Annotated in this window: 13 protein-coding genes; 6 read left to right on the top strand and 7 right to left on the bottom strand. The window is 62.4% G+C overall.

Annotation, left to right across the window (positions count from 1 at the left end):
* Window positions 1–116: 116 nt before the first annotated feature.
* The 3 genes from INT29_RS12465 to INT29_RS12475 all read left to right on the top strand — a co-directional run bounded on the left by INT29_RS12465 (window position 117) and on the right by INT29_RS12475 (window position 4,295).
* A complete protein-coding gene (locus INT29_RS12465; protein ID WP_193071821.1) occupies window positions 117–1,457 on the top strand; it encodes an MFS transporter in 1,341 nt (446 codons plus the stop codon).
* Window positions 1,450–3,159, top strand: a complete 1,710-nt coding sequence (locus tag INT29_RS12470) for a metallophosphoesterase (protein ID WP_193071822.1) — start codon at window positions 1,450–1,452, stop codon at window positions 3,157–3,159. Before INT29_RS12465 ends, INT29_RS12470 begins: the two co-directional genes overlap by 8 nt.
* A gap of 158 nt (window positions 3,160–3,317) precedes the next feature.
* Window positions 3,318–4,295: a LacI family DNA-binding transcriptional regulator gene (locus tag INT29_RS12475; RefSeq protein WP_193071823.1), complete on the top strand. Its 978-nt coding sequence runs from the start codon at window positions 3,318–3,320 to the stop codon at window positions 4,293–4,295.
* Between the two features lie 83 nt (window positions 4,296–4,378).
* Here INT29_RS12475 and INT29_RS12480 read toward each other — a convergent pair whose 3' ends face one another.
* From INT29_RS12480 to INT29_RS12500, 5 genes are all read right to left on the bottom strand, one after another.
* Window positions 4,379–5,386, bottom strand: a complete 1,008-nt coding sequence (locus tag INT29_RS12480) for an aldo/keto reductase family protein (protein WP_193071824.1) — start codon at window positions 5,384–5,386, stop codon at window positions 4,379–4,381.
* Window positions 5,387–5,454: 68 nt separating this feature from the next.
* On the bottom strand, window positions 5,455–5,994 hold the full coding sequence (locus INT29_RS12485) for an RDD family protein (RefSeq protein ID WP_193071825.1): 540 nt from the start codon (window positions 5,992–5,994) through the stop codon (window positions 5,455–5,457).
* A 96-nt stretch (window positions 5,995–6,090) separates the two neighbouring features.
* The gene (locus INT29_RS12490; protein ID WP_193071826.1) at window positions 6,091–6,783 is read right to left on the bottom strand and encodes a GntR family transcriptional regulator; all 693 of its coding nucleotides are present in this window, start codon (window positions 6,781–6,783) and stop codon (window positions 6,091–6,093) included.
* A gap of 79 nt (window positions 6,784–6,862) precedes the next feature.
* The gene (locus INT29_RS12495) at window positions 6,863–8,158 is read right to left on the bottom strand and encodes an MFS transporter (RefSeq protein ID WP_193071827.1); all 1,296 of its coding nucleotides are present in this window, start codon (window positions 8,156–8,158) and stop codon (window positions 6,863–6,865) included.
* 104 nt (window positions 8,159–8,262) lie between these two features.
* A complete protein-coding gene (locus tag INT29_RS12500) occupies window positions 8,263–9,486 on the bottom strand; it encodes an MFS transporter (protein ID WP_193071828.1) in 1,224 nt (407 codons plus the stop codon).
* Window positions 9,487–9,551: 65 nt separating this feature from the next.
* On the opposite strand from INT29_RS12500, the gene INT29_RS12505 reads away from it, so the two are divergent.
* Window positions 9,552–10,406 (top strand): enoyl-CoA hydratase/isomerase family protein, encoded by an 855-nt coding sequence (locus INT29_RS12505; RefSeq protein ID WP_226841956.1) that lies wholly within the window; start codon window positions 9,552–9,554, stop codon window positions 10,404–10,406.
* Here the strand turns inward: INT29_RS12505 and INT29_RS12510 are convergent.
* A complete protein-coding gene (locus tag INT29_RS12510; protein WP_193071829.1) occupies window positions 10,381–11,190 on the bottom strand; it encodes an AraC family transcriptional regulator in 810 nt (269 codons plus the stop codon). The genes INT29_RS12505 and INT29_RS12510 overlap by 26 nt on opposite strands.
* 84 nt (window positions 11,191–11,274) lie before the next feature.
* Here INT29_RS12510 and INT29_RS12515 point away from each other — a divergent pair, with 84 nt between their 5' ends.
* On the top strand, window positions 11,275–12,150 hold the full coding sequence (locus INT29_RS12515) for a sulfite exporter TauE/SafE family protein (protein ID WP_193071830.1): 876 nt from the start codon (window positions 11,275–11,277) through the stop codon (window positions 12,148–12,150).
* Between the two features lie 175 nt (window positions 12,151–12,325).
* Here the strand turns inward: INT29_RS12515 and INT29_RS12520 are convergent, their stop codons facing one another.
* On the bottom strand, window positions 12,326–12,997 hold the full coding sequence (locus tag INT29_RS12520; protein WP_193071831.1) for a hypothetical protein: 672 nt from the start codon (window positions 12,995–12,997) through the stop codon (window positions 12,326–12,328).
* Between the two features lie 160 nt (window positions 12,998–13,157).
* On the opposite strand from INT29_RS12520, the gene INT29_RS20160 reads away from it, so the two are divergent.
* A complete protein-coding gene (locus INT29_RS20160; protein ID WP_226841959.1) occupies window positions 13,158–14,333 on the top strand; it encodes a DUF1524 domain-containing protein in 1,176 nt (391 codons plus the stop codon).
* Window positions 14,334–14,462 lie beyond the last annotated feature (129 nt).

Below are 14,462 nucleotides of genomic sequence, written 5' to 3' on the forward strand. Positions count from 1 at the left end.
GGCTTGTGCCGCCAACATTCATAAGTGTAGTGTCTAAATCGATTTAAATCTCTAGAATTCACTACATACGACGGTCCAGCCAGCGGCTGCGCTGTATCACGACGAGGTGACAAGATATGAACTTTGATGCTTTCGAAAACCCTCAAACGAAACGGTTTCAACGCAAGGTCACGTTGCTGTCAGCGGGCGGTACCTTCTTGGATGGCTTCGACCTCACCGTGATCGCCGTGGCCCTGCCACTGATCACCCATGAGTGGGACATCGGGCTCGGGGAGAAGTCTCTGGTGACCAGCTCCGCGATCATCGGATCCTTCATCGGTGCCGCACTGCTCGGGAACCTCACAGACCGCTTCGGCCGCAAAGCTATGTATGTCGTCGATCTGCTCGCATTTGTCATATTCGCTGCCCTGACCGCCTTCTCTCAAGACGTCTGGCAGCTAATCATCTTCCGATTCCTATTAGGCATCGGCATCGGCGCGGACTATCCCATCTCGGCAACCCTTGTGTCCGAATTCGCTTCAAAGAAGGGGAGGGGGAAACTGTCCACCTCTCTCGGCGCGATGTGGTTCGTGGGCGCGGCCGCCGCGTACCTCGTCGGTCTCGCGGTCGCTCCGATGGGCGACTTCGCTTGGCGTGCGTTGCTGTTGGTCGGAGCCGTGTTCGCGCTCATCGTCTTCATCCTGCGTGTGCAACTTCCTGAATCGCCGAGATGGCTGATCGCCCATGGTCGTGTCGATGACGCGGCGAACGTCGTCGAGAAAATCACTGGCGTGCGACCGACAGCCGCTGAGATAGCCGAAGACACTGGTCCGAAGAAGATGCCGCTGTCAACGCTTTTCGTGGGCAGGCAACGCAATCGCACGCTTTTCGTCTGCGGATTTTGGTTCTGTTACTCCACCGCCTACTACGGAATCTCGATGTACACGCCGACCATTCTGGCCCCGTTCACCGACGGCTCACAGGTCAGCGTCATCGTTGGCTCCGGCATCGTAGCACTGCTCGGCTTGGCAGGCTCCTTGATCGGCATGAATCTGGTGGACAGCTGGGGTCGTCGGCCCCTGATCATCACGTCCTTCGCTGGGCTCACTCTGGCTCTGATCGTCCTGGCATCCGTGGTCGGTCCGAGCTTCGGGTTCCTGATTGTTCTCTTCAGCGTTGCCGTGCTCTTCGCCAACTCCGGCGGCGGCATCTTGAACTTCGTCTATCCAACGGAGCTGTTTCCGACAGCCTTGCGTGCCACAGGGTCCGGTTTGGCAACGTCAGTCAGCCGCATCGGTTCAATCTTGGGTGTTCTCGCGTTTCCCAACCTCGTGGCCGCATGGGGCAACAATGCCGCTCTGTGGGTCTTTGCCGCGGTGGGAGCCTCAGGATTGGTGATCTGCCTGTTCATGGCACCGGAGACCAAAAACCGCAGCCTGGAAGACATCAACGCAGAAGAGGGGGTCGCGCATGTATGAGGACAGCGAAAACGCAGGGGTGACCTCGGTTGAAGAGACCTTGGTACCCGGACCGGAGCGCCCGTATCGGCGTTTGCATGTCGGCCCCGGAGAACCCCAGACGCCCAGGTACGATCTCATGCAGGACGGCGCCGACAGTCGGGAACCTCAGCGCAAATCCGCCGGGCTCGAATCTGAAACTGACATTTCTCAGTGGAATGCTGAATCGCACGTGGCCGGCCTGATTCATTTCACCGATTTCCAGATCGCTGATCTTGCCTCTCCAAGCCGTGTGGAGTACCTTCAGCGCTTGGCGGGGGAGCCCGAATGGGAACGTATGCTTCCCGCGTACCGGCCTCAGGAATTCCTCCTGGCTCAGGCCATTGAGGTAACTGTTCGCAGTGTCAACGCTTTCGCGGCTTCCAGCCCGGAGCGCTGGAACCTCGCCCTCACGACCGGAGACAACACTGATTCGGCACAGTCCAATGAACTCACGGCTTTCCTGACCTATATGGAAGGCGGCCGCGTCGAACCGGCCGCAGGCACTCGGGACTTTGCTGATGCCCCGGTCGGCCTGGGAGACGAGCACTATTACAACCCTGAAACTGCCTCGCACGATGTGTGGAAGATCCATCATGGACTGCCCACCCACCCTGGGGCGCTTGCTGCTGCGGCCCGGCCGTTCGACGGAGAGGGGCTCGGGCTCCCGTGGCTGAGTTGTTTCGGCAATCATGATTGCCTGGTGCAAGGACGTGCGGCCGCACCCAGCGATTACGACACATTTCTTACTGGTGCCTCTAAGCCTGTTGCCATTTCCGTCGATGCTGCACCGCCGGGCGACAAACTGTCAGCCTACGTGTCCGATCCTATCTGGGCAGGAGAGGGCACAAAGCATCAGATCGACGCTGATTCGGAACGTCGCATGGTGACAAAGAGCGAATATGTGAAGCGGCATCTGGCGGCGCCCGGAATGCCGGTTGGCCACGGCTTCACAGAGGACAACAGCAACGGCGGTACTGCCTATTTCGTCTATGACGGCCTGCCGAATTTGCGGATCATTGTCTTGGACACCACCAATCTGGCTGGTCACGTGGATGGATGCGTTGATGCGCAACAGTTCGAGTGGCTGGAACAACGACTGATCGAGGTGCATAGCCATTTTGTTTCGGACAATGGGAGCACTGTGAGAGGAGGCGGTGATGACCGGGTCGTTGTCATCTCCTCCCACCACGGTCTGTCCACGATGACCAACAACTACGGCGAATTCCTCGCAGAAGAGTCTGGGCAAGGCCGAACATTGCATCTGGCGGCCGACGTTGAGGCACTACTGCATCGCTTTGGCAATGTGGCCCTGTGGTTGTCGGGGCACACTCACATCAATAGAATCACGCCTCGTCCTGGTTCCCTGGGCGGTTTCTGGGAGATCTCAACAGGATCCATCGCTGAGTGGCCGGTTCAATTCCGTGGCATAGAAATCTTGGCTGAAGAGAAGAACCTGCATCTGCGCACGACGATGGTTGATCTGCAGGCTCCCGCGGCACCCGATGGTTCCTTGGATCTGCGTGACCTCGCTTCCCTGCATCGGGAAATCGGTGCGAACGATGCTGGTTCGGTGGGCGGGCTGAACGCTGAGGGTGCCCGTTGTGATCGCAATCAAGATCTCATAGTCCCGGTGTCCTCAGAACTGCTGGCGGCATTGTCGGCGATGAACAGGAATGAGTAGTCCCGGTGTTCCGCCTCGGGAGATAGCATCGATTCAGGCATGGTGGAGCAGGTGTCGCTGCTCTCGCGTTGCATCTCTTAATCACGACAAGTCGAGGGAGACTGATGGCCCAGAGAATTCCTGGGGAGTTTAGCCGCCGACGGCCTACGGTCAGCACCGTGGCAAAGGCCGCTGGCGTCTCGCCGTCCTTGGTGAGCTTTGTCTTCAACGAACGGCCCGGGGTATCCGAGACCACGCGGGAACATGTGCTCAAGGTAGCAGCGGAGCTCGGATACCAACCGGACCCTCTCGCCCGCGAGCTGCGCACGGGCAAGGCGACCACGATGGGGCTGGTGGTCAGAAATGTCGCCAACCCGTTCTTCAACGAAATTCTCATGGGTATGCAGGACCAGGCAGAGAGGGACGGCGTATCCATCTTGGCCATGGACGCGCGATACGATCCGGCTCGTGAGGAAGCGCACCTACGATCGCTGGCTGCTCGAAGGCCGGCTGGCCTTGCACTCGTACCCGTCGGTGATGCCAGCTCGGTGAGGCTCTGGCAGCAGCTCTGTCCGGAAAGTCCGCTGGTCGTCGTCAACGCCACTCTGGGGGCCGCTCCCGAGATCCCCCATGTGACTCCGGACGATGTCTCGGCGGTGCGTCTGGCCTTCAACCACCTGCATGGACTGGGTCATCGGCGCATCGCTCTGCTGTCGGCTCCGCCGGAGCTGATGCCCGACCGTGATCGCACGGCTGAATATCTGTCTCTGTGTGCGCATCACGAGCTGCCTGCATTTCCGATCTATGCATCTCTGCGCGGTGACGGCCTGATCAAACATCTCAAGATGGTGCTGTCGGCGCCGAACTCCGAGCGCCCCACTGCCGTCATCACGAATTCTGATCACACTGCTGCCCTCGTCTACCACGCGACACGTCAACTCGGATTATCGGTGGGGCACGATGTCTCCGTAGTGGGCCACGACGATCTCCCGACTTCCGCTCTTCTTTCGCCAGGGCTGAGCACCATCAGTGTGAACCTTCGCGAGATGGGAAGGCAGGCGTATCTGCGGATTGCCGTTCCCGGACTGGGCAACCACCGTGAACCGGTGACACTCCTAGTGCGTGGTTCGACAGGGCCGCCTGCTCAGCAAGAGTGATCTGGCCACCCGCCTTGTGTCGGGTGGCCAGAATCGTTGTACTGGTGACGACCCGCTCACGGGACCTGCTCACACCACCCAGCTCACACGATCCGGGTCGGTGGTGACTTGGTGTTCGCTGGATCCGTGACAGGCAGGTCACCGAGGGCATCATCGATGCGGGTCAGCACCTCGGCGTCGAGCTTCACACCGGCAGCGGCAACATTCGACTCCACCTGCTCGGGGCGGGATGCGCCGACGAGCGCGGTCGCAACATTGTCGTTGGCCAGTACCCAGGCGATGGCGAGCTGAGCCATCGTGAGTCCTAGGTCGGCGGCGATCGGTTCGAGCTTGGCCACCGTGGTGAGCGTGTCATCGTCGAGGTAGCGGCCGGTGATCATGTCCTTGCCACCCTTCTCGTCCGTGGCACGCGAACCCGCAGGTGCCGGCTGACCTGGCTTGTACTTGCCGGTGAGCACGCCCTGGGCGATCGGTGACCATACGACCTGTGAGATCCCGAGCTCCTTTGCGGTCGGCACCACCTGGGCCTCGATGACGCGCCAGAGCATGTTGTACTGCGGCTGATTCGACACCAGCTGGATGCCGAGGTCACGGGCCAGATGGTGAGCGGCACGCAGCTGATCGGCGTTCCACTCGCTGACACCGATGTAGAGGGCCTTGCCGGCGCGGATGATATCCGCGAAGGCCTGCATCGTCTCTTCCAGCGGCGTCTCGTAGTCGTAGCGGTGGGCCTGGTAGAGGTCGACGTAGTCGGTGCCCAGGCGGGAGAGGGAACCGTTGATGGACTCCATCATGTGCTTGCGGGAGAGCCCGGTGTCGTTGTGGCCCTTGGGGCCGGTCGGGAAGTACACCTTGGTGAAGATCTCCAGGGATTCGCGACGCTGTCCCTTGAGCGCATAGCCGAGGACCTGCTCGGCCACGGTATTCGCATACACGTCGGCGGTGTCGAAGGTTGAGATGCCTGCATCGAGAGCGGCATGAACGCACTTCGTCGCGGTGTCGTTCTCCACCTGGGAACCGTGCGTGAGCCAGTTTCCGTAGGTGATCTCCGAGATCTTCAGGCCACTGTTTCCAAGATATCTGTGTTCCATGAATCAAGCCTACTGCTGTATTGGCGAGACTGGCAGTGCCAATTTCATTGCTCGGCATGATTCGACCGTCATGAACCCGCGTCCAGTGACAGGTCCCTTGGCTCGAGTTCGACGTTCAACCCAGTGATTCGGTCATACGGAGCACGTCCGCTGGCGACGAATAGTGATGCGACATAGATGATCGCAATGACATAGGCCAGGGCAATCAGAATCCACGCTCCGGTAGACGTGCTCGTTGAGCCCTGGCTGCTGGCCACGATCGCGTAGACACCTGCATGCCCGAGTATCCAGGGCAATCCGATCTTGAGCAGGTTTCTCACCAGAGTGATTCGGAAGCGGCTTTGCTGGGATCCGGCAGACACTCGGAGCCTCAGCGCCCGTTTGCCAGGAGTGGCCGAAATGCTGCGTGACTCACACCAGGCGGTAACGATGACGACTGGCACCACCATCACAAGTGCGCCGATCAGATTCGCCATCAGTATGCCGTTCGGCTCGATGACACCAGTGAGATAGAGAGGGACGCCGATGGCAGCCGTGACAGCAATCCAGGGGAGGATACAGGCCCAGTCGATCAGCCAGGCCAGGATCCGCCGCCATCCGAGTTTCATGTTTCAACAGTACAGATCCACTTCCTGTGGATTTCAGCATTGATCTCGGACCAGACCAAATAGGCCTGCATCCGGCCGGCCCCCGAAAAGAGCCCTTCACCCCCGACGAAGCATCGTCGAATCGAAAGCTGAAGATGACCTCGCCGAGGTGGCCGTGGGCGGAGCGTTCTCCGCGAGGTGTCCGCGCAGGATGTTCGCGAATCCGGTGGAGTCGCCTGTGCGCAGGTGGTCGACCAGAGAGACGTGCTCGGCGATGATTGCCTCGCATCGGTCGAGGAGTTGGTCGCCGGAGGCGAAGAGGATGAAGCGGTGCCGGTCGGAGAGCTGGGAATACAGTTCCAACATCACTGCATTGTCTCCGGCCTCGACGAAACCTCGATGGAACTCCAGCGTCAGGTCGATGAAGGCTGCGACGTCGCCGGCGTCGAAGGCCTCGCGCTGTGCCTGGATCGAGGTGTCGAGGGCGTCGGCGAGCCTCTGCCGCAGGGCATCCGGAGCCCGGTCGACGGCAGTGGTCTCGAGCACGAAGCGGGCATCGGCGAGTTCGGCGACGGTGCGTTCATCGACACCCTGGACGATAGCTCCGCGCCTGGGGTAGATGATGATCCACCCTTCGTCTTGCAGGCGAGCGAGAGCCACCCGGACCGGTGTGCGGCTGACCTCGAGATCGGTTGCCAGGCCGGTCTCGCCCAGCATGGTTCCGGGCTGATGGGTCCCATTGAGGATCTGGGCGCGGATGAGCTGATAGGCGCGCTCGGCCGCACTCTGGGTCTCGCCGCTGCTGGTCATGACCGCAATCTTCTCATTTTCCGGATCGGATTCCCTCCACGTTTCGTGTCCGTCTTCTCCCTCAACTTACCTGCGCCCCTCAACCTACACGCGAGGATTCTTCGATGTCTTCCACCGCGTCGGATCTTTGGGCCCGTCCCGGCCAGCGCATCAGCGGAACCGCCCGGATCGAGAATGCCAGGGCGATGAGGAGCACGATGGTGGCCATCATGTTGATCCATAGGAATCCTCCGGCCTCCAGCACGGTCCCGGCCATACCGGCCATGAGCGCACCGCCGAGATTCATCGCCGAATCCGATGCCCCCTGAAGGGTGACCTTCGCATGCCGCGGCACCGAGGCCGTGAGCAGCGCGGACCCGCCGATGAGGAACATCGACCAGCCGATGCCGAGGAAGATGAGTGCCGTGCTCAGCAGGACCATGGACGAGACCTCGGCCGCGGCATCGACGACGCCGAGGGTGATGGCGGTGGCGAAGACGAGGACGCCGCCGGCGATCACTGTTCCCGGCCCGAAGCGATCGGCCATCCACCCGAACACGGGGGAGAGGGCGTACATGCCGGCGATGTGCACGCTGACGACGATGCCGATCGCGCCGAGGGAGAATTCCTGGTGGTCCATGTGCACTGGAGTCATGACCATGACATTGGTCATCATCATCTGACCGGCGATGATCGTGATCATCGCGAACAGCGGCACCGGGCGGGCGATGGCGAAGCGCAGCGCCGGACCCAGCTTCATTGTCGCTGGTTCGGGCGTGGACGAGGTGGACTCAGTCACCGCCTCGGCGGCTCCCGGTTTGATCTTCTTGGTCAACGTCGACGCGACCAGGGTCGCCAACCCGAAGGCGGTCATCGAGATCAGATAGGGACCGGCCAACTCATTCATACCCAGTGCCGCGCCGAGGTGCGCGCCGGGTTCGGTGAAGCTGGGCCCGAGGACGGAGCCGACGGTCGTCGCCCACACCACGAGTGACATGGCCCGCCCAGCGGACTTCGGATCGACGAGGTCGACGGCCGCATAACGGGCTTGCAGACCAGAGGCGGTCGCGGAACCGCACATCATCATGCCCAGCATGAACAGGGGCAGGAACTGGAATGCGACGCCGAGGAGGACGACCGTGGCACCCAGGGCGCCGATGCCGAATCCCAGAGTCAGCGCGGTTCGCCGACCGGATTTGCCCGCCAACACGGCCAGGGGATAGGCGATGATTCCGGCGCCGAGGATGACGCTCATCTGGGCGATGCCGGCCATGGAGGTCTTGCCGGTGATCTCCTCGGCGAGCAGTCCGCCGACCGCGTAGCCGGAGGCGATTCCGGCTCCGGACAGCAGCTGCGCGGTGATCAGTTTGGCCTGTGCACGCGTGCGGGTCTTCAACGACGCCTTCCGTTATCTGTGGAATATACCCACACAACGTATCTTGGATCCATCTTGGATACAAGATGATCTCACGCTCGCCGAGGTGGTTGTGCTCAGGCGTGCTATATCCGAGAGGTGCGCAGGCCGACGAGGGACTGGGCGACGACGATGATCGCCAAGCCGATCACGGGGACCACCGGTGAGGCGGCGGTCTCCAGCCCGAAGCCGAAGGCCAATGGCCCGATCGCTGCCAGAGCCACGCCGACCGCCGAGGTCACTGCCGACACGGAAGCGGTGTGGGCTGGTGACCGCCCGAATTTCACGATCTGGTCGTAGGAGGCGCCCAGGCACAACCCCTGCCCGACCCCGAGCAGGATGGTGATGGGCAGAGCTCCCGCCGAACTCAGCGTCAGCAGGAGGATCAGACCGAGGAGCGCGAGCACCGGGGCCAGAGGCGCGATGAATCGTGAGAACCTGCTGCGCAGGGCGATCGGCGCGATGAGTCCGAAGGGGATCGCGACGATGCTGATGAGAGAGGTGTACCCTCCTGCCGCCTGCGCGCTCATCCCGTTCATGACGAAGACCGCAGGCAACCACGCCGAGGTGGTGTAGAACGTCAGCGACGTGACGCCGAGGAACAGGGCGAGGAGCCACACATTGACGTCGGAGAGCACTGCTTTGGCGCGGTGGTCACCGCCGGTCACTGTTGTCCGGTTGTGTGGTCCCGATGACGCTGCGACATGAGGAGTGCGGACATAGACGAGCCACAGGACCAGAGCGGCCACCGAGCACAGCGCCCAGGTGAGCAGAGTGCCACGCCAGCCGAGTCCTGTGATCTCCCGGATCGGAATCGTCAGGCCCAGAGCGAGGGCCGGGCCGAGGCTCAGCGACATCGAGTAGGTCCCGGTCAGCCGCGAACGGACCTCGGCGCGCTCGGCATTGATGATCGAGGGCACGAGCACGGTGACGATGGCGATTGAGAACCCCAAGAGGCCCGTGCCGATGAGCAGTGGAATGTCCCCGGGAGCGGACCTCAGTGCCATGCTTGCGACAATGGCCACGAGCGCCAGGCTGACTGTCCGACTGCGACCCCATCGATTCGCCACTGCCGGAGCGATGGGAGCAGCCAGCAAGGTGAGGACAAGAGGGATGGACGTGAGCAGCGACAGGAATGTCTCCCCATGCCCGGTATCTTCCTTTATCGCCGGCACAAGTGGTGCCAGAGAGATCGTCGGGATCCGCAGGATCAACCCGATGAGGAGGACCGCGGCAATGGCAACGATCCCAGCGGCCACGGGTCTGGAGGACGGGGACCCAGGGACCGGTGATGAGGGATCGTCAGACATTGCTCGACATCTTAGCCCTGCGGTCTTGGTGCTCAGCAGGCGGCCATGACACCCGGTAGGCGGCCATGGTGAGATCCTCCGGGTTCGAGGACCGCAGGTGGACCGAGAACGGGTCAGCCGTCATTGCTCTGTTCGTGGGACGATACTGGAGCCGACCCGCACGTGAAGCCAGCCAACCCGCACCCGACGAAAGTGAGCCCCCGATGATCCGACGCACCCGCAGTGACGACGGGATCCTCACGATCACGATCGACAACACCACCAGCGCGAACGCGCTGCGGGCGGGCATGCTCGAATCACTCATCGACGCCTTCGACGCCGCATCGAAGAACTTCGAGCTGCGTGGAGTGCTGCTGACCTCGGCGGGCAGCAAGGGGTTCTCGGCCGGAATGGACACGACTCAGTTCGACCACTCGAATCCGACACGAGCATTTGAGACGATCAGCCGGCTAGGGCAGGTGTGTGAGGCGATCAAGGACTGCGAACTGCCCGTGGCCGTCGCTATCCGCGGCTACTGCATCGGGGGAGCCGCAGAGATCGCCGCTGCCGCTGACTTCAGGGTCGGCAGCACCGGGTCCTGGTATTCGATGCCCGAGGTGCGAATCGGGATTCCCTCGGTCCTCGAATCCGTCAATCTCCACCGCCTGATGGGGTGGACGAAGGCCACAGAGTTCATCCTCACCGGCAACCGCTTCAGCGCCGAGGACATGGACAAGTGCGGCTTCCTCAATGCCATCGTCGACGATTCCGCGGTCGAGGACCGGGCCCTTGGCTACCTCTACGACACGATGAAGGCCTCACGCGAGGTCATTGCCCAGCAGAAGAGACTGCACCGGACGTGGAAGAACAGCTTCGAGCGTGAGGCACTGGAAGACAGCAAGAAGGAGTTCGCGCTCAGCTTCGCGCGCCGGAACGGCTGAGCCTCGCTGTCCGCCTCGCTGTCGAGTGCTGCTGGAACGAGGAAGGCACGCGTCCGATCTCCCTGGAGAACGCGGCAGTGAAGGCAGCCGGAGACGCGTAGCCCATGCCTTCGGAGATCTGCGTGATCGTCTGAGTGCGCAGCAGGCGCAGGCCCACGAGGACTCGGGCACGGGTCCGCCACGCAGCAGGACTCATGCCGGTCTGATCCTTGAATGTGCGATCCAGGCTGCGCTGACTGAGCATCAGGTCTCGAGCCCAGTCCTGGTTGCTCACGCTCAGCTCGGGTGCGGCCAGGTAGTGCGTGCAAAGTGCGCGCAACTTGGAATCGCGCGGGAGCGGAACCTCCAGCGGCACCGCCGACGCATGTTGGAGCTCAAGCAGAAGCAGCGCAAAGACATGATGCTGGTGCGGCGAGGTCATCTCTGTGATCTCGAAGGTGTCGGCGGTCTGAAGCAGTTCTCGCAGCAGCGGACTGACGGTGATGACCGTGCACCGGTTCGGCCACCACGGGACACTCGTCGGCTCGATGTAGAGGCTCCACGTCGTCACGTCAATGAAACGAACAAGGTGCTCCACCTCGGCGGGGATGAGTACGGCCTGGTGAGTGGGGACAGTCCAGGAGCCGTCCTGGGTGTCGACCTGCATCACCCCCGTGGATCCGTAGAGCAGCTGGGCGCGTCGGTGCCGATGATAGGGAAGCACGGTGTCCGGCGGGTACTGCGTGCCGATCGGCAGCACCTCCCAGGAGTGGGAATCGAGGTCGGCGATGGAAGCGTTGCGCATGAGTCGAGCATACTGGCGAAATCTCACAAGAAGACGGCGAACCATCGATTGCTCGCCGAGGCGGGTGTGGGGTGAGATAGACGAATGGACTTTCTGGGATTGGTGCTCGTCGGCGTTCTCGTCGGACTGAGCACCGTGCTGTTCGGATTCGGCGGCGGCTTCGTCACCGTCCCCATCATCACCCTCGTCCACGCCGACCTCGGCAGTGACACGGCACGGGTGGCCGCAGCCACCTCGGCGCTGGTCATGCTCGTCAACGCCGTCGTCTCCACGATCTCGACCAAACGCGAAACCCTGGCCCACCTCAAGGGGGAGTGGTGGCTCTTCATCCTCCTCGCGGCAGGTGGAGCGTTCGGGGCCTTCTGCGCAAAGTTCGCACCCGAGACGCTCCTGAAGTGGGGCTTCGTCATCTACATTGCCGTAACCGCGATCGACCTGCTGGCCCGCCCTGGCTTCTTCCGCCGAGGTGGGGCGAAGGTGCGTGCGAAAGCTGGGAAGGGCAGGGGCGCAGGCAGAGGCAGAGGTGGCTCGGATAGAAGCAGTGACGGCCTGAGCGAGGGCGTTGAAGATCTGGGTGAGGGCGGACGCGGCATCGCGGCCCTGTTCGGATTCCCGATCGGCGGCTTGGCCTCATTCCTCGGCGTCGGCGGCAGCGTGATGACAGTGCCGATGATGCGCCGCTCGGGGGCGACGATGACCGTGGCCACCACCCTGGCCAACCCGCTGACCTTGATCATCATGCTCCCCGCCGTCCTTGTCACGATCACCACTCATGCCTCCACCGAGATCCCGGGAATGCTCGGTTCGGTAGACCTGCGCTCGGCGCTCGCCCTCCTCATCGGTGCCATCCCGGTGATCGTGCTGCTGCGCCGTCGAGTGCCCAAGATTCCAGAGGTCATCCACGCCTGGGGCTACGTAATCCTGCTCATCACCGCCGGAGTCGTCGTCGCCGTGTCATGAGGTGGGGTGCCGTGAGGCCTGGACCCGGCGGCACCGAGGGGTCCACTTATCATCGACGGGCTACTCTATAGCCTCTCCCCTCGACGGTAAGTGGGCCGCTCGATGAGACTGCGGGCCCAAGAGCCCTTTGGGAAGGCTGCGAGGCAGGCTATCTCCAGATTGCGGGACCCAGGTCCTACCCGTTCCGGCGGCGCTCGCGCAGCACGTTTGGCAATCCGAAATAGATGGGCGGCCGCGCGGAGGCTTCCGGCGCATGGGCGGAAGATCCTCTGCCACCAGGTCCTGCGCCATCCGAGCCTGTGGCGCTCGCCCTACCCAGCGCCCATGCGCTTTCCCAGCTGATGAGTTCGCCGGCGTGGCAGACTGGGTCGCCGCCGCCGTAGGGTGGTTCGGCCCACAGCCACAGGTTGATCCCGTATTCGATGAGAGTGAACTTCCCCTCACGGTCACGGGCCGTATTCTCCTTGACCAGTGCCGATCGCACCCGCGCCGAGGTGGCTTCGAGTTCCGTCCACCCGTCTTGTCGGTGGGGGAGGAAGATCCACGTCCCCGCGGGGACGTCTTCGGGCGCAAGCTCCTCAGCGGTCACGATCTCAATGAAGCCGTCTGGGTTCCCAGAACCGGAGTCGGCGTTGCTGGTGAGGAGCTGGCCGAAGCAGGTGCGGGCCACCTCGGCGGTGGGGGAGACGATGAGGATATGGGCGGCCTCGTTCCGGACGTCGTCCCAGTCCAGGTGGGTGAAGGGGTTCGCCTGCATCGTTGACAGAACCTGAATCCAGTGCCCGGGAACCGGGGCGTCGGTGATCAGGTGCGCCGTCTCGGGCCGCTCTGAATCGTGTCGCACCATTGTCCGCACCCCTCCATAACGAATTCGTCACTTTGCGTCCGCAGCTAGGGCAGTCGCCGCAATTCAGTCATATCATTTCTGTAGTGGATCGCGCTGCGGCATCTTTGCCGCGCACGGTCCACGACCACGTTCTCATCACTTTTTGCACGACTGGAAACCCATGCCCTTCTTCGCCTTCCTCAACCATGCCACGAAACGTCTGCGGGCAGGCCTGGTCTTCGCCCTCATCGCCGTCCTCGGCCTCGCTCTGCTCTCGGCCTGCGCCGAGGACTCAGACGTCGAACCGGGAGCCAGTGATGCCTCCCAGGGTTCGGAATCGAGCCCAGCGGCTGATGAGACGACGGCGCCTGCGGCCGAGGCAGAGACCACGGCGCCGGGCCAAGACAACCAGCGCGGCAAGGGCGAAGACGGCAAGGACGGAGACGACGCCGAGGAGACGGAGCAGGGCCGAGCCGGTGGGTCGACACCCGGTACAGCTCTGGCGATGCTCGAGGAGCTGAAGGTCAAGGGCCGGGCCCCGAAGACCGGGTACGACGCGGACCTCTTCAAGTGGCGGTCTGATGCAGACCATAATGGCTGCGACACCCGCAATGACGTGTTGCGCCGCGACCTGCGCGACATCACGATCAAGGTGGGAACGAAGGGCTGCGTCGTCATCGCCGGTGAGCTCAACGACAAATACAAAGGTGAGACCTACGCCTTCGACCGCGACCCGAACAACATCGACGTCGACCACATCATCGCCCGCTCCAACGCGTGGCAGACCGGGGCGGCGAAGTTCGACGAGGACACGCTCAAGGAGTTCGGCAATGACCCGCTCAACCTTTTGGCCGTGAGCTCGAGCCTCAACCGGCAGAAGGGCGATGGCGATGCCGCGACCTGGCTGCCACCGGCCAAGAGCTACCGCTGCGAATACGTCGCCCGCCAGATCGCCATCAAGCACAAGTACGACCTGTGGGTCGTCAAGGCCGAGAAATCCGCGATGAAACGAGTGCTCAGCACCTGCAGCAACCGGCCCGCGTTCACGAAGGACGTCGCCTGGCCAGAGCCAGGTGAGGGCGACAATGTGAAGACCGCAGAAGACGCTTCGAAGAAGAAAGCGAGTTCGAGTAAGAAGCCGAGTTCGAAGAGGAAGTCGAGCTCTGGTTCGGGAGCGAATTCGGCCGGATCGAGCTCGAGGTCATCCGGGACGCGTTCAGGTTCGGGTTCCTCAGGCTCGGTCTATTTCAAGAACTGCACGGCGGCCCGCGACGCCGGAGCCGCACCCGTTCACCGGGGTGAGCCGGGGTATGCGTCCCACCTGGATCGAGACGGTGATGGGGTCGGCTGCGAGTAGTCGCCGAGGCGGTCGAGCGACTCCGTTATATGACAGTTTCGTTTTCAACTTATAACGAATCGGTTACCGAATGGTGAGTGCCGTTCCCTATAGTGACAACCTGCCCTAACATTTCAAACGTGCCCAATT

It is taken from the genome of Brevibacterium sp. FME37 (assembly GCF_014897485.1).
Lineage (GTDB): Bacteria > Actinomycetota > Actinomycetes > Actinomycetales > Brevibacteriaceae > Brevibacterium.

What these genes read in the sequence shown, in the direction of transcription:
- INT29_RS12465 (WP_193071821.1), top strand. Translation starts at nt 117, where the DNA reads ATGAACTTTGATGCTTTCGAAAACCCTCAAACGAAACGGTTTCAACGC.
- INT29_RS12470 (WP_193071822.1), top strand. Translation starts at nt 1,450, where the DNA reads ATGTATGAGGACAGCGAAAACGCAGGGGTGACCTCGGTTGAAGAGACC.
- INT29_RS12480 (WP_193071824.1), bottom strand. Translation starts at nt 5,386, where the DNA reads ATGGAACACAGATATCTTGGAAACAGTGGCCTGAAGATCTCGGAGATC.
- INT29_RS12485 (WP_193071825.1), bottom strand. Translation starts at nt 5,994, where the DNA reads ATGAAACTCGGATGGCGGCGGATCCTGGCCTGGCTGATCGACTGGGCC.
- INT29_RS12490 (WP_193071826.1), bottom strand. Translation starts at nt 6,783, where the DNA reads ATGACCAGCAGCGGCGAGACCCAGAGTGCGGCCGAGCGCGCCTATCAG.
- INT29_RS12500 (WP_193071828.1), bottom strand. Translation starts at nt 9,486, where the DNA reads ATGTCTGACGATCCCTCATCACCGGTCCCTGGGTCCCCGTCCTCCAGA.
- INT29_RS12505 (WP_226841956.1), top strand. Translation starts at nt 9,552, where the DNA reads ATGGTGAGATCCTCCGGGTTCGAGGACCGCAGGTGGACCGAGAACGGG.
- INT29_RS12510 (WP_193071829.1), bottom strand. Translation starts at nt 11,190, where the DNA reads ATGCGCAACGCTTCCATCGCCGACCTCGATTCCCACTCCTGGGAGGTG.
- INT29_RS12515 (WP_193071830.1), top strand. Translation starts at nt 11,275, where the DNA reads ATGGACTTTCTGGGATTGGTGCTCGTCGGCGTTCTCGTCGGACTGAGC.
- INT29_RS12520 (WP_193071831.1), bottom strand. Translation starts at nt 12,997, where the DNA reads ATGGTGCGACACGATTCAGAGCGGCCCGAGACGGCGCACCTGATCACC.
- INT29_RS20160 (WP_226841959.1), top strand. Translation starts at nt 13,158, where the DNA reads ATGCCCTTCTTCGCCTTCCTCAACCATGCCACGAAACGTCTGCGGGCA.